The organism is Lysobacter sp. yr284 (genome assembly GCF_900107375.1).
Classification (GTDB): Bacteria; Pseudomonadota; Gammaproteobacteria; order Xanthomonadales; family Xanthomonadaceae; genus Lysobacter.
The window spans coordinates 966,266-985,349 of record NZ_FNPT01000001.1; the positions used below are offsets into that span (position 1 = coordinate 966,266).

14 protein-coding genes are annotated in these 19,084 nt (G+C 70.6%); 9 read left to right on the forward strand and 5 right to left on the reverse strand.

What is annotated here, in order from left to right; all coding sequences use genetic code 11:
• The first annotated feature begins 28 nt into the window (after positions 1–28).
• The 6 genes from BLV01_RS03925 (at position 29) to BLV01_RS03950 (ending at position 5,854) form a co-directional block, all read left to right on the forward strand.
• Positions 29–358 carry a nuclear transport factor 2 family protein gene (locus BLV01_RS03925; RefSeq protein WP_091794743.1) on the forward strand — a complete coding sequence of 110 codons (330 nt, stop codon included), beginning with the start codon at positions 29–31 and terminating at the stop codon, positions 356–358.
• Between the two features lie 35 nt (positions 359–393).
• Entirely contained in the window at positions 394–1,167 is a 774-nt protein-coding gene (locus BLV01_RS03930) for an SDR family oxidoreductase (protein ID WP_091794183.1), read from the forward strand.
• A 379-nt stretch (positions 1,168–1,546) separates the two neighbouring features.
• Positions 1,547–1,822: an uS9 family ribosomal protein gene (locus BLV01_RS03935; protein ID WP_091794185.1), complete on the forward strand. Its 276-nt coding sequence runs from the start codon at positions 1,547–1,549 to the stop codon at positions 1,820–1,822.
• 103 nt (positions 1,823–1,925) lie between these two features.
• On the forward strand, positions 1,926–3,119 hold the full coding sequence (locus BLV01_RS03940; RefSeq protein ID WP_091794187.1) for a low temperature requirement protein A: 1,194 nt from the start codon (positions 1,926–1,928) through the stop codon (positions 3,117–3,119).
• A 6-nt stretch (positions 3,120–3,125) separates the two neighbouring features.
• Positions 3,126–3,866 (forward strand): class I SAM-dependent methyltransferase, encoded by a 741-nt coding sequence (locus BLV01_RS03945; RefSeq protein ID WP_091794189.1) that lies wholly within the window; start codon positions 3,126–3,128, stop codon positions 3,864–3,866.
• A gap of 401 nt (positions 3,867–4,267) precedes the next feature.
• Positions 4,268–5,854, forward strand: coding sequence for a BCCT family transporter (locus BLV01_RS03950; RefSeq protein WP_091794191.1), 1,587 nt, complete (start codon positions 4,268–4,270; stop codon positions 5,852–5,854).
• An 85-nt stretch (positions 5,855–5,939) separates the two neighbouring features.
• Here BLV01_RS03950 and BLV01_RS03955 read toward each other — a convergent pair whose 3' ends face one another.
• From BLV01_RS03955 to BLV01_RS03975, 5 genes are all read right to left on the reverse strand, one after another.
• A complete protein-coding gene (locus tag BLV01_RS03955) occupies positions 5,940–8,183 on the reverse strand; it encodes a S8 family serine peptidase (protein ID WP_091794193.1) in 2,244 nt (747 codons plus the stop codon).
• A 299-nt stretch (positions 8,184–8,482) separates the two neighbouring features.
• Positions 8,483–8,902: a hypothetical protein gene (locus BLV01_RS03960; protein WP_091794195.1), complete on the reverse strand. Its 420-nt coding sequence runs from the start codon at positions 8,900–8,902 to the stop codon at positions 8,483–8,485.
• A gap of 123 nt (positions 8,903–9,025) precedes the next feature.
• Positions 9,026–9,592 (reverse strand): type II secretion system protein GspG, encoded by a 567-nt coding sequence (locus BLV01_RS03965; RefSeq protein ID WP_091794197.1) that lies wholly within the window; start codon positions 9,590–9,592, stop codon positions 9,026–9,028.
• Positions 9,593–9,645: 53 nt separating this feature from the next.
• Entirely contained in the window at positions 9,646–10,338 is a 693-nt protein-coding gene (locus BLV01_RS03970; RefSeq protein WP_091794199.1) for a M24 family metallopeptidase, read from the reverse strand.
• Between the two features lie 8 nt (positions 10,339–10,346).
• Positions 10,347–11,720, reverse strand: coding sequence for an MBL fold metallo-hydrolase (locus BLV01_RS03975; RefSeq protein ID WP_091794201.1), 1,374 nt, complete (start codon positions 11,718–11,720; stop codon positions 10,347–10,349).
• A 363-nt stretch (positions 11,721–12,083) separates the two neighbouring features.
• Between BLV01_RS03975 and BLV01_RS03980 the strand changes: the two genes are divergently transcribed.
• The 3 genes from BLV01_RS03980 (at position 12,084) to BLV01_RS03990 (ending at position 18,949) form a co-directional block, all read left to right on the forward strand.
• Positions 12,084–14,192, forward strand: a complete 2,109-nt coding sequence (locus BLV01_RS03980) for a M13 family metallopeptidase (RefSeq protein WP_091794203.1) — start codon at positions 12,084–12,086, stop codon at positions 14,190–14,192.
• Positions 14,193–14,486: 294 nt separating this feature from the next.
• A complete protein-coding gene (locus BLV01_RS03985; protein WP_091794746.1) occupies positions 14,487–16,583 on the forward strand; it encodes a M13 family metallopeptidase in 2,097 nt (698 codons plus the stop codon).
• A gap of 350 nt (positions 16,584–16,933) precedes the next feature.
• On the forward strand, positions 16,934–18,949 hold the full coding sequence (locus tag BLV01_RS03990; protein WP_091794749.1) for a M13 family metallopeptidase: 2,016 nt from the start codon (positions 16,934–16,936) through the stop codon (positions 18,947–18,949).
• Positions 18,950–19,084 lie beyond the last annotated feature (135 nt).

A 19,084-nucleotide genomic window follows, 5' to 3' on the forward strand; every position in this document is an offset into this window, starting at 1 on the left:
CCGCGCCCCCGCCCAGGAACCCGCAGCCATGCCCGCCCCCACCCTGCCCTCGCCCGTCGCCGAGTTCGTCGCCGCGGTCAACCGCGGCGACGCCGAGGCCGCGCTGGCCTTCTTCGGCCGCGACGGCGTGGTCGACGACTGGGGCACGCGCCATGCCGGCGCCGCGGCGATCGCGCGGTGGAGCGCGCGCGAGTTCGTCGGCGCCAAAGGCCGGCTGACGCCCACGCGGGTCGGCCGCGACGGCGCACGCATCGTCGTCGACGCCGGCTGGACCAGCGAGTTCTACAGCGGCGACAGCCGCTTCGTGTTCACCGTGGACGGCGCGCGCATCCGCGAGATGCGCATCGTCGGCCACTGACTGCGCGCCCCACCCTCACCCCAAGGAGATTTTCCATGCCCGACCGTTCCCTCACCGGCAAGCACGTCGTCATCGGCGGCGGCGCCAAGAACCTCGGCGGCCTGATCTCGCGCGAGCTCGCCGCCGGCGGCGCCGCCGGCATCGCCGTGCACTACAACTCCGACGCCACCCGCGCCGCGGCCGAGGAAACCGTGGCCGCGGTCAAGGCCGCCGGCGCCGACGCCTTCGCCCACCAGGGCGATCTGACCAAGCCGGCCGAAGTGGCCAAGCTGTTCGACGCGGCCAAGGCGAAGTTCGGCAAGCTCGACATCGCCATCAACACCACCGGCATGGTCATCAAGAAGCCGCTGGTCGAAGTGACCGAAGCCGAGTACGACACCATGTTCGCGGTCAATTCCAAGGCCGCGTTCTTCTTCATCCAGCAAGCCGGCAAGCAGCTCGCCGACGACGGCAACATCTGCACCATCGTCAGCTCGCTGCTGGCCGCGTACACGCCGTTCTATGCGGTGTATCCGGGCAGCAAGGCGCCGATCGAGCACTTCACCCGCGCCGCGTCGAAGGAATTCGGCGAGCGCGGCATCTCGGTCAATGCGGTCGGCCCGGGGCCGATGGACACGCCGTTCTTCTACCCGGCCGAGTCCACGGAATCGGCGGCCTACCACGCCACCGCCGCGGCGCTGAGCAACCGCACCAAGAGCGGCCTGACCGAAATCCGCGACATCGCCCCGCTGGTGAAATTCCTGGTCACCGACGGCTGGTGGATCACCGGGCAGACGATCTTCGCCAACGGCGGCTATACCACGCGCTGAGCCCGGGCGAGGCGTTCGTTGCGGACTGGCGGCGGCGGGGCGCGAGCGCTCCGCCGCCGCCGTCCGGCTGCGCGGATATGCCCGGCGAGGCAGGCGCCGATCTGCACGCGGCTTGCACGCGCGGCATCGAAAGATGCGCCATCGTTGCGGCGAAAGCCGGAATCCTTTCAGGCTTCGCCCCGGCTTGCTCCTCGCGGCGGGGGCGACAGCAAAATGGATTCCGGCGTTCGCCGCAACGACGGGGGCGTAATCAATCGCAGGGGCGTAATCGTCGGGGAGGCCTCCCCGCCGGCACCGCTTCAGCCGCATCGCCGCGAGACGCAGCGCCATCCAACGCACGGCTTTCCAACGCACCGCCATCGAACCCAGGGGAACCCGCATGCACACCGTCCTCGTCATCCTCGGCGGCTTCGTCCTGCTCGCCGTGTGCCTGCTCGCCGGCCGCGGATTCGGCGGAGCGGGCACGGCGCCGCTGATTCTGGCGATCAAGGCGTTCCTGCCGCTGTGGCTGCTCGGCGCGGGGCTCAACATGTACATCGGCGTCGCCCGCGCCGGCTACACCGTGGCCGAAGAGTTCCCGATCTTCCTGGGCGTGTACGCGGTGCCGGCCGCGGTCGCCGGCCTGCTGTGGTGGCGGCTGTCCAAGGCCGGATGACGGCCCTGCCACAACCGCCCGCACCGCCCGGCCTTCCCCTGCACACCGCCTGCGCGGACAACCGCGCTAGTGTGTCCCCGCCTTGTCCCCGACCTGCCCGCCCATGACCCTCTCCCGCCCCAGCCTGCTGCGCGTCCGCGAAGGCCAAGCCAAGGTCGGCTTCGCCGAACTGTTCTTCGACCTGGTGTTCGTGTTCGCCGTCACCCAGCTCTCGCACACCCTGCTCGAACACCTCGACCTCGCCGGCGCGCTGCGCACCGGGCTGCTGTTCCTGGGCGTGTGGTGGCTGTGGATCTACACCTCCTGGGTCACCAACTGGCTCGACCCGGAAAAGGTGCCGGTGCGGCTCATGATCTTCGCGCTGATGCTCGGCGGCCTGCTGCTGTCCTCGTCGCTGCCGGGCGCCTTCGCCGAACGCGGCCTGGCCTACGGCGCGACCTTCGCCGCGATGCAGGTCGGGCGCACCGCGTTCATGCTGTGGGCGCTGCGCGGCGGCCGCAGCCCCGGCAACTTCCGCAACTTCGTGCGCATCCTGATCTGGCTGTGCGTGTCGGCGGTGTTCTGGCTGCTCGGCGGGCTGGCCGAACCCGAGGCGCGGCTGTGGTGGTGGCTGGCCGCGGTCGCCATCGAATACCTCGGCCCGATCTCGTTCTTCCGCGTGCCCGGCCTGGGCCGTTCGTCGCTGACCGACTGGGACATCGAGGGCGGCCACCTGTCCGAGCGCTGCGGCCTGTTCGTGATCATCGCCCTCGGCGAATCGATCCTGATCACCGGCGCCACCTATGCCAAGCTCGACTGGAACCCGACCACGCTCGCGGCCTTCGTGACCGCGTTCCTGGGCAGCGTGGCGATGTGGTGGATCTACTTCGACAGCGGCGCGGCGCGCGGCGAACACCGCATGGTCCACGGCGGCGACGCGGCGCGGCAGGCGCGGCTGGCCTACACCTACCTGCACCTGCTGATCGTCGGCGGCATCATCGTGTGCGCGGTCGCCGACGAACTGGTGCTGGTGCACCCCGGCCACGCCGACGCCGGCGGGGTCGCCGCCATCGTCGGCGGCCCGGCGCTGTACCTGCTGGGCTGCGCGCTGTTCAAGTGGGTCACCAACACCCGCAGGTTCCCGCCGCTGTCGCACCTGGCCGGGCTGGCGATGCTGCTGGCGCTGTGGTTCGCCGCCGGCCCGCTGCACCTGTCGGCGCTGGCGCTGGGCGCGGCGACCACGACCGTGTTCGTCGTCGTCGCCGGCTGGGAAACCGCGGCGCTGCGCCGCGGCAACGCGGCCGCGCCGGCGCACTGAGCGCGCATGACCCAGAACATCTACGACGACGACGCCTTCTTCGCCGGCTACGCGCAATTGCCGCGCTCGCAACGCGGCCTCGCCGGCGCGCCGGAATGGCCGGCGCTGCAGGCGCTGCTGCCGCCGCTGGCCGGCGCGCGCATCGCCGACCTGGGCTGCGGCTACGGCTGGTTCTGCCGCTGGGCCGCCGAACAGGGCGCCGCGCGCGTGCTCGGCTTCGACGTGTCGCAGAAAATGCTCGAACGCGCCGAGGCGCCGCCGCGCGACAACCCGCCGTACGACCGCGTGTTCTACCAACGCGCGGACCTGGAGACCCTGCGCCTGCCGTCGCTGTCGTTCGAACTGGTCTACAGCTCGCTGACCCTGCACTACCTCGACGACCTCGCCGGCCTGGTCCGCAACGTGCGCGCGGCGCTGGTGCCCGGCGGCCGCTTCGTGTTCTCGATCGAGCATCCGCTGTTCACGGCGCCGTCCGCGCCGCAGTGGGCGCGCGGCCTCGACGGACGCCGCTGCTGGCCGCTCAACGACTACCAGCGCGAAGGCGAACGCATCACCGACTGGCTGGCGCCGGGCGTGCGCAAGCGCCACCGCACCCTGGCGACCGTGTTGAACCTGTTGATCGATGCGGAGCTGGCCATCGCGCGCGCGGTCGAATGGGCGCCGACGCCGCAACAGCTGGCGCAGCAACCCGAACTGGACGAAGAACTCGACCGGCCGATGCTGTTGCTGGTGTCGGCGCAGCGCTGAAGCGCCCGGCTGCAGCGGTTGTGGGAGGGACTTCAGGCCCGATGCTCTTGTGTCCGATCGCGGTGAGCTGAAACAAAAGCATCGGGCCTGAAGGCCTTCCCACACCAGCCGCGCAGCCTCGCAGCCGCACGCGGTCTTCGCGATGTGAAGGCCGAAAACGCGGCGTTTGCTACCATTGCCCGGTTCCGCATCCCGCACCGGACCCTCGCGTCCGCTTGCGCCGCCACCGCCGCGGCCATGGCTCGCGTCGCGGAACGCCTCCGTCGGTCCCTCATCGCCGCTGCCTCAGTCGGCTGCGCCCGCGTTCGCGGGCGTCCGGGCCGTGTCCGTCCGCTTCCGCGCGTTCCGCGCAGCGGCGCCCTGCGCGCGACCCGTTCGCGCGCCCGCATGGAGAGAGCCCTTTGGTTTTCCGATTGTCCATCGTCCTGCTCGCCGCCCTGGTCGCCGTCGGCGCGCTGATCCCGCAGGAATTCAACGCCGCCGCGCAATTCGCGCTGGCGCTCACCGTGGCCAAGGCCGGCTGGCTGTACCTGATCGTGGTGTTCGCCGCGCTGCTGTTCCTGCTGTATCTCTCGCTCGGCCGCTTCGCCGACCTGCGCATCGGCGGCGACGACGCCGAACCCGAGTTCTCGCGCACCAGCTGGCTGTCGATGTTGTTCGCCGCCGGCATGGGCATCGGCCTGGTGTTCTGGGGCGCGGCCGAACCCATCTCGCACTACCGCCACCCGCCCGAGGGCCTGACCCCGGAAAGCATGCAGGCCGCGCGCGCGTCGATGCGCTATGTGTTCTTCCACTGGGGCCTGCACCCGTGGGCGATCTACGCCCTGGTCGGGCTGGCGATGGCCTGGTTCCAGTTCAACCGCAACGGCCGCGGCCAGATCAGCGACCTGCTGCAGCCCGTGATCGGGCGCTGGCACCGGCGCTGGCCCGGCAAGTTGGTCGACGTCGCCGCGGTGGTCGCCACCGCGATCGGCGTGGCCACCACGCTGGGCTTCGGCACCATCCAGATCAGCGCCGGCCTGTCGCGCGTGTTCGGCCTGCAGGTCACCGCGGCGCTGCAGCTGTGCGTGGTCGCGGTGGCGTTCGTGCTGTACATGGCCTCCACCCTCACCGGCCTGCACCGCGGCATCAAATGGCTGAGCAACCTCAACCTCGCCCTGGCCGCGCTGTTGCTGGCCTTCGTGCTGGTGGCCGGGCCGACCGCGTTCGTGTTCGAGACCTTCACCACCACGCTGGGCAGCTACATCAACCAACTGCCGAACATGAGCCTGCGCATGGCCCCGTTCTCGCGCGATCCGTGGGTCGGCGAATGGACGATCTTCTACTGGGCCTGGTGGATCGCCTGGGCGCCGTTCGTGGGCAGCTTCATCGCCCGCATCTCGCGCGGCCGGCGCATCCGCGAGTTCGTGTTCGGGGTGGTGCTGGTGCCGTCGCTGATGAGTTTCCTGTGGTTCGCCACCTTCGGCGGCACCGCGCTGTGGGCGCAGATGTTCGCCGGCGCCGACCTCGGCGGCGCGCTGGCGCAGGGCTACGAACAGGTGCTGTTCTCGCTGCTCGACCAGTTGCCCGGGGCGCACCTGCTGGCGGTGGCGGCGATCGCGCTGCTGATGATCTTCTTCGTCACCTCGGCCGACTCGGCGACCCTGGTGCTGGCGAGCATGTCCAGCGACGAACGCGAAGACCCGCCTTTGTGGCGGCGCGCGGTGTGGGGCGCGATCCAGGCGCTGATCGCGGTGACCTTGCTGCTGGCCGGCGGGCTGGACGCGCTGCAGGGCGCGATCACCGTCGCCGCGCTGCCGTTCGCGCTGTTGCTGGCGCTGATCATGTGGTCGCTGTACCGCGCGCTGGATCAGGAATACGTACGCCAGCAGCGCGAAGCCGCGCGCTTCCGCCATGCGATGCAGCGCTGGCTGCAGCGCGAGGACGCCGGCGCCGAGGCCTCGGCGCAGCCGCCGCGCGGGTCCGCGCCGGCCGGCGCGTCCGCATGAAAAACGGCGGGAGCCGCGCCAGGCTCCCGCCGCGTCCGACGCTTCGATCTGCGCCCGGCCGCGACGGCCGGGCGCAGGCATCGGTTTACTGACGCGCCTCGCAAGTCGCCTGGTTCTGGTCGACGCGGACCTTGCGCTCCTGCGCGGTCAGTTGTTCCTGCAGGAAGTCGATCACGTTGTCGCGGTAAGCCGCGGCGGTGAAGCAGGCGTCGGCGTTGGCGTGGAAACGCACGCGCCCGTAGCCGTAGCTGCCGTCGAGGCCGGCCGCGCCGAGGTCGTTGCCGCCGCTGCGGCCGATCTGCTGCAGGCTGTCGCGGGTGGCGTTGGCCAGCGCCAGGCGCTTGGCCGCGGTGTCCTGCACGTCCGGCGGCGTTTGCGCGTCGCCCTGCGCCAGTTCGATCTGCCGCTGCAGCACCAGCGCGGCCAGGCCGGCCACGTGCGGCGTCGCCGAGGACGTGCCGTTGAACTCGCCCGGCCCGTAGGACACCGTGTCGACGTTGGCGAAGCTGGCGGCGTTGGGCTTGGGATTGGCGTCCGCGCCGTTGCCCGGCAACGCGCCGCCGGCGGCCAGCGCCGGCCCGCGCGAGCTGTAGTCCTCCAGCGCCGAATCGCCGACGTTGAGCGCGGCGATGGTCAGCACGTCGGCGGTATCGGCCGGGAAGCTCAGGCTGCGTTCGGGCACCGAGCGGCTGATGCCCCAGTTGGCGAACAGCTGCAGGTTGTTGTTGGCGCCGGCGGTGTTGCGGCCGACCCGCACCGCATACACCGCGCCGCGGTTGTTGCACTCGCGCGTGGCCTGGTTGGCCGGCGGCGCATAGTTGAAGCGCTCCACCGGCTCCTGGCCGGCGCCGCCGTTCTGGCGCGCGTCGACCGAGCCGACCAGCACCCACGACGCCACCCCGCGCGCGTTCGGATTGCCGCGGCGGTACAGGTGCAGGGCGTAGTCCTGGTCGGTGAGGTTGGCGGCGTTGGCGCCGCCGGCCCAGTCGTTCCAGAACAGCGACGCCGACAAGGTGTATTCGCCCCCCACCGGGAAGCACTGGCCGCTGTTGAGCAGGTTGTAGGTGTCGCCCGCCGCGTTCCAGCGCTGGAAGCCGTTGGCGTCGACGTTGGTCGCGCCGCCCCAGTGCTTGAGCGCTTCGTTGCCGGCGGCGTTGAGCACCACCACGCCGTTGGCGCGGGCCGCGCGGATCGCGTCGTAGAGCCCCTTGAGGAAGCCCAGGCGGCCGCTGCCGTCGCCGATGCTGCCGTTCTCGAAGCCGAGCGAGGCGGTGATCACCTGCGCGCGCGGGCGGCCCTGGGCGACGTTGTTCGCGTCGAGGTTGGCGGCGTGGCGCACGGCCGCGGCCCAGTCGTTGTTGTCGCTGGTGTCGTAGGCGATGAAGCTGGCCTGCGGGGCGAGGTCGTAGGCGATTTCGAGCACGGCGTTGCCGTGGCTGGAATCGTCGGAGCCGAAATCGCCGGCGGCGTCGCGGCGCTGGGTCAGGTGCTCGGCGTCGGGCCACTCGCCCGCGGCCTGCAGCGCAGCCACTTCGCCGTCGGTGTCGTCGAAGCCGTCGATCACCGCGATGGTGATGCCCTCGCCGTTGAGGCCAAGATCGTGCAGGCGCTGCACTTCGCTGGCGGCGGCGCCCTGGGTGGTCACGCGCTGCGGCGCCGCCTGGGCGAAGTTCGGCAGGGTCTTGAGATCCACGCGCGCGACCAGCGGCTGCGCGGCGACCCACTCCATGCGGTCCAGCGGCACGCTCGCGTCGAGCACCGCCGAGCCGGCGATCTGCTGCGCGCGGATGCCGGCGCGCTGCAGGCTGTCGGCCAGTTCGCCGCCGAGCCGCGCGAGCGCTGCGGGGCGTTCGATCTGCTCGGGCGTGGCGGCCAGGTCGATGTGCACCGACACGCGGTTGTCCTCGCGCAGTTTGGCCGGCACGCCGGCTTGGACCAACGCGGCGATCTGCACGGCCACGCTGGGCGCGGCGGCGCCGGCAGCGCCGCGCGCGCGGCCCGCGCCCGGCGCGGACGCGGCCGCTGCGCCCGGCGCGGCGGCGGCGCTGGCTTCGGCGGCCTGCAACGCCTGCAGCAACTGGCCGCCGAGCTTGGCCTGGGCGTCGTTGCGCGGCTGGGCGAAGGCGTTCAACGCCACCGCCAGCAGGCGCCCGGCCGGCGCCGGCGCGGCGCCGGTCGCGCTCGCGCCGCCGGCCGCCGCGCCCGCGGCGGCGACCGACGAAAGCGACGACGACGAGGACGAGGACAGGCCCGACCACAGCGCGCCGAGGCCGACCGCGACGCCGAGGGCGAGTGCGGCGTGACGGCGTTTTCCAGAGGGAATCTTCATGCAGGTGCGGCTCCGAAAGGGGAAGGTCGAAAAACGCCGGGCGCGCCCCGCTGGGGGTTGGCGCGGGTCACGCCCGACGTGATGAAAGGACATAAAAAGCGCGCCTTTCACTCGATCTAACGTCGCCCGCGAAGCCCCTCCCTACACCGATCTGAAAAAAAATCCAGAACTTTTTCTTATATCGAAAACACCCTACGTCGCCGCTGGCGACAGCGGCCGCCACAATGCGATGGACTGCGCAATTCGCGTCGTTGCCGCGGCCGCGCCAGCGATGCCGGATCATCGGCGGCGCCGCCGCCTCAGGCCCGTCCCAACCGCCGCAGCGCGATGCCCAGACCGAGGCGGTAGCTCGCGGCCAGGTCGCCGTTGATGACGATGGTCGCGATCGGCGCGGCGCGCGCGCGCAAGCGCTCGTCGAGCGTGGTGGCGCTGTCGGCATGCACTTCGATGTAGTCGCTGGGCAGTTCGTCCAGCGCCTGCCGCAATGGCTCGGGGCGGGCCAGCGCCTGCGGCGCCAGTTCGCCCGGGTCGAGCAGGACGAACTCGCAGCCGCGCCGGCGCGCCGCGCGCAGGCTGCCGATCAGTTCGCGCAGGTCGGCGCAGGGCCGCAGTTCGAGGTGGCGGCCGACCGCTTGCGCGAGCCGGCGCAGTTCGGTCAGCAGTTGCGATTGCAGCGGCGGCGCAGCGCGATGGCGGCCTTGCAGGATCAGGATGCTCATGCGTTCGTGGACACGACGGGACTGCGCGCAGCTTGCGCGCCGCGCGCATAAAGCCGCCATGCCGGCGACGGCGGCGCGCGTAAATTCTTCGCAATCGCCGCATCGCAACGCACCGATCGCGCGCTATCGATCGCGCCGGCATCCGCTCGCGTCGTCGCCGCGCCGCGGCGCCGGCTTGGCCGCTTCGGCGGCTGCGGCCTGGCGCAGCATCAGCGACTGTTGCGGCGTCGTCCGGTACGCGCTGCAATCGATGGCCTGCACCGGCGAGCCGCGGTTGCGCCAGATCTCGCGGTCCAGCGGCGCCAGGCTGCCCTCGAACACGATGTCCGCGTCCTCGTCGCGGCCGCCGGGCAATCCGTCGCGCCCCAGCGAGAACAGGGCGAAGCGGCCCTGGCGGTCGTCGGAGGCGTAGTAGAGCGCGCGGCCCCAACTGTCGGTCAGGTCGTACTCGTTCGCGTAACGGCCGTAAGGCAGGTCGCCGGCGGTCAGCGTCGACAGCGCCGCGGGCAGGACGCCGACGTCGCAGCGGAAGGCGCGGACCTTTTCGCCGAGTATCGCCACCTGCGCCCGCACCCGCGCATGCGGGGTGCAATGCGGTCCCAACAACAGGTGCAGCAGCCACAGGATCAAGACCACCGACCCGACCGCGACGGCCGCGCCCACGACGCACTTGCGCAACCGCACGTTCATGCCTGCCTCCTGCGATCCGTCCGCTTCCCTGCCCCCGCGCGCGCCGCGCGCCGCTAAACCAGCAGATCCTCGTAGAACGCCCCGAACGGCCGCTCGGGGTGGGCGATCTGGATTTCCAGGATCCACAGCCCCGGCGCTGGCGTGCCGGCGAATTCGCCGAGGTCGCCGGCGCGGTACACCGCATGCGGGAAGTCGCTGACCCGGTGGCCCTGGATGTCGAGGTTGAGCCGCCAACCCAGCGCCTGCGCGCGCTGCTGGGCGTAGCGGTACAACTCGGCGCCGCGCCAGCCCTCATGGCGCCAGCCCTCGCGCACTTCGTCGAACAGCATGCGCGCGCCCGCGGCGCAGGCGTGCATGTCGGCATCGTCGCCGACCACGAAGGTGTCGCCCGAATCGCCTTCGTGGCCGTCCCAGACCACGCCCATGTCGATGAAGTAGATGTCGTTCGCGCCCAGTTCCGGATCGTCCTGGGAACGCTCGCGGAAGGTCTTGAGGGTGTTGGCGCCGAATCGGATCAGCAGCGGATGCCAGATCCGGCCCATGCCCATCTCGACCAGGGTGCGCTGGCCCAGCTCGCGCGCCTGCGACTCGCGCATGCCCGGCGCGATCTGCGCGCGGATGCGCTCCAGCGCCTGCCAGGTCAGCTCGCGCGCGCGCAGCATCGCATTGGCGTCGAACGCCGCGCCGACGCGCTCCTTCGGGTCGATGCCGTCGGCACCGCTCGTGTTCGCAGGGGTATCGTTCATGGCTGGGTTCAAACCTCCAACGCCAGGCCCGGCCGCGCCAGCACCGCGCGGGTGCCGTAGCGCTGGCCGATCTCGCCGGCCAGCGCCTCGCGCGCCTTGTCCTCGCCGTGCACCAGCGCCAGCGGCGGATGCCCGGCGATCGCGCCGTACCATTCGATCAGGCCGTGCTGGTCGGTGTGCGCCGACAGCCCGCCGATGGTGTGGCGCTGCGCGCGCGCGCGGATGTCGCGGCCGTGGATGCGCACCCACTGCGCGCCCTCGACCAGGCGCCGGCCGATCGTGCCTTCGGCCTGGTAGCCGACGAACACCACATGGGTCTGCGGCTTGTCGAGGTTCTGGCGGAAGTGGTGCAGGATGCGGCCGGCGTTGGCCATGCCGGAACCGGCGATGACGATCGCGCCGCGTTCGATCGCGTTGATCGCCATCGAGTCCTGCGCCGATTCGGTGAAGCGCAGGTTCGGCAGCTCGAAGGGATTGGGTTTTTCCTTCCACACCTTGGCCGCGTCCTCGTCGAACAGTTCGGCGTGGCGGTCGTAGACGGCGACCACTTTCGCCGCCATCGGGCTGTCGAGGAAGATCTTCCAGCGCGAGAGCTGCCACTCGTCCCAGTACTTGGCGAACCAGTACAGCAGCTCCTGGCTGCGGCCGACCGCGAACGCGGGGATCAGCACGTTGCCGCCGTCGTTCCAGGCCGCGTCGAGGATGCGGCCGAGTTCGAGGATGGTTTCGCTGCGGTCCTTGTGCAGGCGGTCGCCGTAGGTCGATTCCATCAGCACCAGGTCGGCGGCGGCGATGGGTTCGGGGTCGCGCAGGATCGGCGTGCCCTTGGGGCCGAGATCGCCGGAGAACACCAGGGTGCGGCCGTCGGCGCGCAGTTCGACCACCGACGAGCCCAGGATGTGCCCGGCTTCGCGAAAGGTCAGCTGCACGCCGGGCAGGATTTCGCTGGCCGCGCCGTAGCGCAGCGGGCGCACCCGGCGCATGGTCGCTTCCACGTCCTCGCGGGTGTACAGCGGCTGCAGTTCCGCTTCGCCGGCGCGGCGCCTGCGGTTGCCGCGCTCGGCTTCGCTTTCGGCGATGGACGCCGAATCCAGCAGCATGATCCGCATCAGGTCGGCGGTGGCTTCCTGGGCGTGGATGTCGCCGCGGAAACCGCGCTTGAGCAGCAGCGGCACCCGGCCGATGTGGTCGATGTGGGCGTGGCTGATCACCAGCGCGTCGAGCGCGGCGGCGTCGAAGCCGAACGGGTCGAAGTTGCGGCGCTCGGCCTCGGGGCTGCCCTGGATCATGCCGCAGTCGAGCAACAGGCGATGGCCGGCGGCTTCGACTTCATGCAGCGAACCGGTGACCTCGCCGGCCGCGCCGTGGAAATGCACTCGCATCGGATTCGGCTCCTGCGCGCGGCGATGGGCCGCGGCGTGGGCTGAAATTACCACGCCGGTTTCGCCCGCTCGCGCGCGGCGCGTGCGCTGGCGGGCGCAGGCTTCAGCTTTTGCGGGACGGGCTTGAGCCCCGACGCTGTCGTTCCAGATCGCGGCGGCCGCGCGAAAGGCGTCGCGGCCGAAGCCCTGCCGCAAACGCCGTCCCCGCAGGCGCGGGGCCGGCCGCGCAAAACCACCGCCAGGGCAAAGCCGCCCGCCACCCCACGTGACTGAAGACACCCTCCCGCGGCCGCCGGCGGGTCCATCATCGCCGGGTCGCGCGCGTTCGCCGCGCCCGTTCCATGCCTCCAGGGAGTTCCAGCGATGACCGTCCGCCCCCGCCACCTGTTGCTGCCGCTGGCCCTCGCCGCCGCCGTGGCCGCCTGCGCCAAGCCCGAACCGACCGCGCCGGCCGCCGCGCCGCAGGCCGCCGCCGCGCCCGATGCCGGCGCCGCGCTCAAGCTCGACGAATCCAAGCTGCCGCAGCCGGTGCGGTTCGCCGCGACCGACCTGGACCCGGCCCGCAACGCCTGCGACAGCCTCACCGGTTACGTCAACGACAAGTGGTTCGCGGCCAACCCGATCCCCGGCGACCGCTCGTCGTGGGGCGTGTCGGACGTGCTCGCCGAGCGCTCGCTGGCGATCCAGCGCCAACTCGCCGAGCAGGCCGCCGGCGACGCCAAGGCCGCCGGCGTGGAGAAGCTGATCGGCGACCTGTGGGCCACCGGCATGGACGAGGCCAAGATCAACGCCCAGGGCCTGGCGCCGCTGAAGGACGAACTGGCGGCGATCGACGCGGTGGATTCGCCCGAGCGCGTGTCGGCCTACCTGCGCGACAGCGCCGCGCTCGGCCGCAACGTGCTGTTCGACTTCTCGCCGGAAGCCGACTTCAAGAATTCCGCGGTCAACCTGGCCTACGCCGTGCAGGGCGGGCTCGGCCTGCCCGACCGCGGCTATTACTTCGACGCCGACAAGCGCGACAAGCTCGCCGCCTACGGCAAGCACATCGCCAAGGTGCTGGAACTCGCCGGCGCCAACGCCGCGGATGCGCAAACCCAGGCCAAGGCCGTGCTCGAGTTCGAGACCCGGCTGGCGCGGGTGTCGCTGTCGAGCGAGCAGCTCTCGCGCGACGTCGCCCTGTACTACAACCCGATCAGCCCGGCCAAGGCCGACGAGCTGACGCCGAACTTCTCCTGGACCCGATTCTTCCAGGCCCAGGGCGTGGCCACGCCGAAGACGTTCTCGCTGGCCATGCCCGGCTTCCACCAGGAAGTCAGCAAGATGATCGCCGACGTGCCGGCCGCGACCTGGCGCGCGTTCCTGCGCTACCACGCCGTCGACAACGCCTCGCCCTACCTCGGCGACGCCTTCGTCGCCGAGAGCTTCGAGTTCCACGCCAAGACCATGCTCGGCCAGAAGGAGCCCAAGGCGCGCTGGAAGCGCGTGCTCGGCGGCATCGACGACCAGGCCGGCGAGGCGATGGGCCAGCTCTACGTCAAGGTCGCGTTCCCGCCGGACGCCAAGGCCCAGACCCAGGCGCTGGTGCAGCAGCTGCGCACCGCGCTGAAAGCGCGCATCGAGAACCTGTCGTGGATGAGCGCCGACACCAAGAAGAAGGCGCTGGAGAAGTGGGCCAGCTTCACGCCCAAGATCGGCTACCCGGACAAGTGGCGCGACTGGAGCGGCCTGGCCAGCGGCCGCGACAGTTACTACGCCAACGTCATGGCCGCCAACGAATTCAACTACAAGTGGCGCCTGGGCAAGATCGGCCAGCCGGTCGACAAGACCGAGTGGAACATGAGCCCGCAGACGGTCAACGCCTACTACAACCCGCTGCAGAACGAGATCGTGTTCCCGGCCGCGATCCTGCAGCCGCCGTTCTTCGATCCCAAGGCCGACGCGGCGATCAACTACGGCGGCATCGGCGCGGTGATCGGCCACGAGATGACCCACGGCTACGACGACCAGGGCGCGCGCTTCGACGCCCGCGGCAACCTCGCCGACTGGTGGACGCCGGCCGACGCCAAGGGCTTCGCCGCGCGCAGCCAGAAGCTGATCGAGCAGTTCGACGGCTACGAGGCGGCGCCGGGGCTGAAGGTCAACGGCAAGCTGACCCTGGGCGAGAACATCGCCGACCTCGGCGGCCTGGCCACCGCCTACGACGCCATGCACCTGGCCGTGGGCGACACGCCCGACCCGAAGACCGACGGCTTCAGCCGCGACCAGCGCTTCTTCATGAGCTATGCGATGAGCTGGCGCGACCGCTACACCCCGGACCTGCTCAAGGTGCTGGTCGCCTCCAACCCGCACGCCCCCAGCGACCAGCGCGCGATCGGCGCGCCGTCGAACCTGCCTGCGTATGCCGCCGCGTTCTCGTGCAAGCCCGGACAGGCGATGGTGCGCGACGGCGACCGCCAGGTGGTGATCTGGTGAGCGGCCGGGAATGAGGGCAACCAGGGAACCGCCGGATTCGCGCAATCATGAACAGGCTAAACATCCCGCGTTCGCCCTCGTTTCCACCCGGTCTTCGCGGCCCTGCCGCAACATTACGAAGCCGTCACACATGACCTTCGACACCCTGCGCGCGACCCGCGCGGGGCTATCGTCCGGCCGGTGTCCGGGCTGCGCGGCTGCCGCGCCGGCCCAGAATCGGCCACAATTCCCGCCTCGTTTCACGCCTACGCCTTACGGCCGGAGCCCGCTGTGACCCTCAAGAAACCGCAAGTCCTGTTGCTGTCCGTCGCTATCGCCACCGCCGTGGCGGCCTGCGGCGGCAAAACCGAAGCCCCGGCCGCGAACGCGCCGGCCGCCGACCAGGCCGCCGCCAAGCCGGCCGAGCCCGCCGCGCTGACCCTCGACGAGGGCAAGCTGCAGAAGGTCAACCGCTTCGAGATCGCCGATCTGGACAGCAGCAAGGACGCCTGCGTCGACTTCGCCGGCTACGCCAACGGCAAGTGGCTCGCCGCCAACCCGATCCCGGGCGACCGCACCTCCTGGGGCGCGTTCGAAATGCTCGACGAGCGTTCCAACGACGTCCAGCACCAGCTCGCCGAGCAGGCCGCGGCCGACACCAAGGCCACCGGGGTGGAGAAGATCGTCGGCGACCTGTGGGCCACCGGCATGGACGAGGCCAAGATCAACGCCCAGGGCCTGGAGCCGCTGAAGGCCGACCTGGCCAAGATCGACGCCATCGACAGCCCCGAGAAGATCGCCGCCTACCTGCGCGACACCGCCGCGACCGGCGACAATCCGCTGTTCGGCTTCGGCGCCGAGGCCGACTTCAAGGATTCGGCCAACAACATCGCCTACGCCTCGCAGGGCGGCCTGAGCCTGCCGGACGCGCCGTACTACACCGACGCCAAGTTCAAGGACAAGCTGGCCGCGTACGAACAGCACGTGGCGAAGGTGCTGGAACTGGGCGGCGCGAAACCCGAGGACGCCGCCAAGCAGGCCAAGGACGTGATCGCGTTCGAGACGCGCCTGGCCAAGGCCTCCAAGACCCGCGAGCAGCTCTCGCGCGACGTGTCGCTTTACTACAACCCGCTCAGCCCGGCCAAGGCCGACGAGCTGACCCCGAACTTCTCCTGGACCAAGTTCTTCGAGTCGCAGGGCGTGGCCACGCCGAAGATGTTCTCGCTGGCGGTGCCGGGCTTCCACCAGGAAGTCAGCAAGATGATCGGCGACACCCCGGCCGCCGCGTGGCAGGCCTACCTGCGCTTCCACGCGATCGACGGCGCCTCGCCGTTCCTGTCCGACGCGTTCGTGCAGGAGAACTTCAACTTCTATTCCAAGACCCTGCGCGGCCAGAAGGAAATGAAGGACCGCTGGAAGCGCGTGCTCGACACCGTCGAGGGCCAGGCCGGCGAAGCGATGGGCCAGCTGTACGTCAAGGTCGCGTTCCCGGCCGAGTCCAAGCAGCGCATGCAGGCGCTGGTGGAGAACCTGCGCCAGGCGCTGAAGGTGCGCATCGAGAACCTGTCGTGGATGAGCGCCGACACCAAGAAGAAGGCGCTGGAGAAGTGGGCCAGCTTCACCCCGAAGATCGGCTACCCGGACAAGTGGCGCGACTGGAGCGGCCTGGCGACCAGCCGCGACAGCTACTACGCCAACGTCAAGGCGGCCAACCAGTTCAACTACAAGTGGAACCTGAGCAAGGTCGGCAAGCCGGTCGACAAGACCGAGTGGGGCATGAGCCCGCAGACGGTCAACGCCTACTACAACCCGCTGCAGAACGAGATCGTGTTCCCGGCCGCGATCCTGCAGCCGCCGTTCTTCGATCCCAAGGCCGACGATGCGGCCAACTACGGCGGCATCGGCGCGGTGATCGGCCATGAGATGACCCACGGCTACGACGACCAGGGTTCGCGCTTCGGCCCGACCGGCAACATGGAAGTGTGGTGGGCGCCGTCCGACGCCAAGGCGTTCTCGGGCCTGACCGGCAAGCTGATCAAGCAGTTCGACGGCTACACCGCGATCGGCGGGCAGAAGGTCAACGGCACCCACACCCTGGGCGAGAACATCGCCGACCTCGGCGGCCTGGCCACCGCGTACGACGCGATGAAGAAGGCCGCGGGCGAGACCCCGGACCCGAAGACCGACGGCCTGACCCGCGACCAGCGCTTCTTCCTCAACTGGGCCACGGTGTGGCGCCGCAACTTCACCCCGGACGAGGAGAAGATGCGCCTGCAGACCGACGAGCACGCGCTGGCCAACTTCCGCGCGATCGGCGCGCCGTCGAACCTGCCGTCGTTCGCCGCCGCGTTCTCGTGCAAGCCCGGCCAGCCGATGGTGCGCGAAGGCGACAAGCAGGTGATCATCTGGTGATCGCGGCGGCGCGATGACTGCGCCGAAGCCGATGCATCGACGAAGGCCCGGGATTCCCGGGCCTTCGTTGTTTCGGGATTCGACAGCGGCTAGCCGCAACGTCGCGTCAAGAACGTCATCCCCGCGAACGCGGGGATCCAGAGACTTCAGAGTCATGTCGCGACGACGCCCTGGTTCCCCGCCTTCGCGGGGACGACGGCCGGTGGGCGCGCTGGCGTCCTGCCTGGACCCCGGACGCTCCGCCCGATCCCGAATCCCGGCCCCCGATCCCCGCCCCCGAACCGCAACCCCGTTCACCGCCATCCCACGCCGGATTGTTAAACTCCCGCATCCTCCGGATGGACTACGCGATGCTGACCCTACGCCCGCTTGCCTGCGCCCTCGCCCTGAGCCTGATCGCCGGCCTGGCCTCGCCCGCCGCCGACGCCGCCAAGAAGAAGGCGCCCGCCAAGCCCAAGGCCCCGGCCGTCGCCAACGCCTGCACCGACTTCTACGGCAACGCCAACGCCGACTGGCTGCGCGCCAACCCGCTGGCCGGCAACGCCTCGGTCTCGGCGCTGGAGACCCTGGCCAACAACGCCCGCCGCCAGCAGCTGGAACTGCTCAACACCGCGATGACCGCGCCGCAGGGCAACGTGCAGAAGCTGCTCGGCGACTTCTGGGCCAGCGGCCTGGACGAGGCCGCGGTCGAACGCGACGGCTCGCAGCCGATCGCCCCGCTGCTGGGCCGCATCAACGCGATCAAGAAGTCCAAGGACATCCCGGCCTCGATCGCCGCCCTGCACCAGGTCGGCATCCCGGTGCTGTTCAACTTCGGCGCCGACATCGACCTGCAGGACCTGGAACGCCACATCGGCTACTTCAGCCAGGGCGGCCTGGGCCTGCCCGACCCGGCCTACTACACCCGCACCGACAACGACACCCGCCAGCTGCTGGCGCAGTACAACGTCTACGTGCAGAAGATCCTGACCCTGACCGGCACGCCGAAGGACAAGCTCGCCGCCGAGTCGCAGTTGGTGATCGACCTGGAAACCCGCCTGGCCCGCGCCTCCAAGCCGCTGGCCGACCTGCGCGATCCGCGCGCCAACTACGCGCCGGTCGCCACCAACACCCTGGGCAAGACCTACAAGCGCCTGCAGCTGGGCGATTTCCTCAAGGCCCAGGGCGTCAGCGACGACAGCGTGTCGATGGCCAACCCGGCGCTGTTCGCCGAGATGGACAAGCTGATCGACCAGCTCAAGCCCGAACAGTGGAAGACCTACCTGCGCTGGCGCATCGGCGACTCGATGGCGCCGTACCTGGCCAAGCCGTTCCGCGACGCCGAGTTCGACTTCCGCGGCAAGATCCTGCGCGGCCAGCGCGAGCAGCCGGCGCGCCCGCAGGCGGTGCTCGACGCGATCACCCTGGCCGCCGGCCCGATGGTCGGCCACGAGTACGCCGCGCGCTACCTGCCCGCCGCCACCGACCAGCGCGCCGAGCAGATCGCCCAACAGGTGCGCGACGCGCTGGGCAAGGCCATCGACGCCGACACCCGCTTCGGCGAGGCGGTCAAGAACGAGGCGCGGGCCAAGCTGGGCAAGCTCAAGATCGAGATCGGCACGCCCAAGCGCGACCTCGACTACACCGTGCAGCCGATGGGCCGCGGCAGCTTCGGCAGCAACATGCTGGTCGCCTCGACCTGGCGCCACCGCGAGGAAATGAAGCGGATCGGCCGCGGCAACGCCGACCGCCGCTGGGACGTGCTGCCGCAGGAGCCGTCGCTGGCCTACGACATCGCCCAGAACCGGCTGATCGTGACCGCGGCGATGCTGCAGGCGCCGGTGCTCGACATGAGCCGCCCGGAGTCCGCGCAGTACGGCTCCTTCGGCGCCCTGGTCGGCGCCGAGCTGACCCACGGCTTCGACAGCCGCGGCCGCTACGTCAACGCCAAGCAGGAAGTGCGCGACTGGTGGACCCCGGCCGAAGTCTCGGCCTGGGACGCGCTCGCCGCGCGCGTGGCCGCGCAGTACAGCGCCGAATCCTGGCCGGGCCTGGGCTCGGTCAAGGTCAACGGCAACCAGGTGCGCGACGTCGCCGTCGCCGACCAGGCCGGCGTCGAACTGGCCTGGAGCGCGTACCGCGCCGCCCAGCCGGCCGCGAACAAGGACGCCAACCAGTCCTTCTTCAAGGCCTGGGCCGGCGTGTGGGCGCAGCAGCTGAGTCCGGAAGCGGCGGCGCAGCGCGCAGCCTCGGGCATCCACGCCCCCGGCCAGTGGCGCACCAACCTGCCGCTGTCGAACCTGCCCGCGTTCGCCGAGGCTTACGCCTGCAAGGCCGGCACCGCGATGACGCGCAAGGCCGACCAGCAGATCAAGGTTTTTCCCTGATCGCGGCATCCAGGCATGAGCGATGAAAAAGCCCGGCGCCTGCCGGGCTTTTTCTTTGCGGCGGCCTCCGACGGCGCCGATGTCGCGCCGCCTCCCGCAGCCGCGGCGCGAGCCGCGAGCAACCGCAAAGATTCG

What these genes read in the sequence shown, in the direction of transcription:
- BLV01_RS03925 (WP_091794743.1), top strand. Translation starts at nt 29, where the DNA reads ATGCCCGCCCCCACCCTGCCCTCGCCCGTCGCCGAGTTCGTCGCCGCG.
- BLV01_RS03945 (WP_091794189.1), top strand. Translation starts at nt 3,126, where the DNA reads ATGACCCAGAACATCTACGACGACGACGCCTTCTTCGCCGGCTACGCG.
- BLV01_RS03940 (WP_091794187.1), top strand. Translation starts at nt 1,926, where the DNA reads ATGACCCTCTCCCGCCCCAGCCTGCTGCGCGTCCGCGAAGGCCAAGCC.
- BLV01_RS03955 (WP_091794193.1), bottom strand. Translation starts at nt 8,183, where the DNA reads ATGAAGATTCCCTCTGGAAAACGCCGTCACGCCGCACTCGCCCTCGGC.
- BLV01_RS03930 (WP_091794183.1), top strand. Translation starts at nt 394, where the DNA reads ATGCCCGACCGTTCCCTCACCGGCAAGCACGTCGTCATCGGCGGCGGC.
- BLV01_RS03935 (WP_091794185.1), top strand. Translation starts at nt 1,547, where the DNA reads ATGCACACCGTCCTCGTCATCCTCGGCGGCTTCGTCCTGCTCGCCGTG.
- BLV01_RS03980 (WP_091794203.1), top strand. Translation starts at nt 12,084, where the DNA reads ATGACCGTCCGCCCCCGCCACCTGTTGCTGCCGCTGGCCCTCGCCGCC.
- BLV01_RS03965 (WP_091794197.1), bottom strand. Translation starts at nt 9,592, where the DNA reads ATGAACGTGCGGTTGCGCAAGTGCGTCGTGGGCGCGGCCGTCGCGGTC.
- BLV01_RS03970 (WP_091794199.1), bottom strand. Translation starts at nt 10,338, where the DNA reads ATGAACGATACCCCTGCGAACACGAGCGGTGCCGACGGCATCGACCCG.
- BLV01_RS03990 (WP_091794749.1), top strand. Translation starts at nt 16,934, where the DNA reads ATGCTGACCCTACGCCCGCTTGCCTGCGCCCTCGCCCTGAGCCTGATC.
- BLV01_RS03975 (WP_091794201.1), bottom strand. Translation starts at nt 11,720, where the DNA reads ATGCGAGTGCATTTCCACGGCGCGGCCGGCGAGGTCACCGGTTCGCTG.
- BLV01_RS03960 (WP_091794195.1), bottom strand. Translation starts at nt 8,902, where the DNA reads ATGAGCATCCTGATCCTGCAAGGCCGCCATCGCGCTGCGCCGCCGCTG.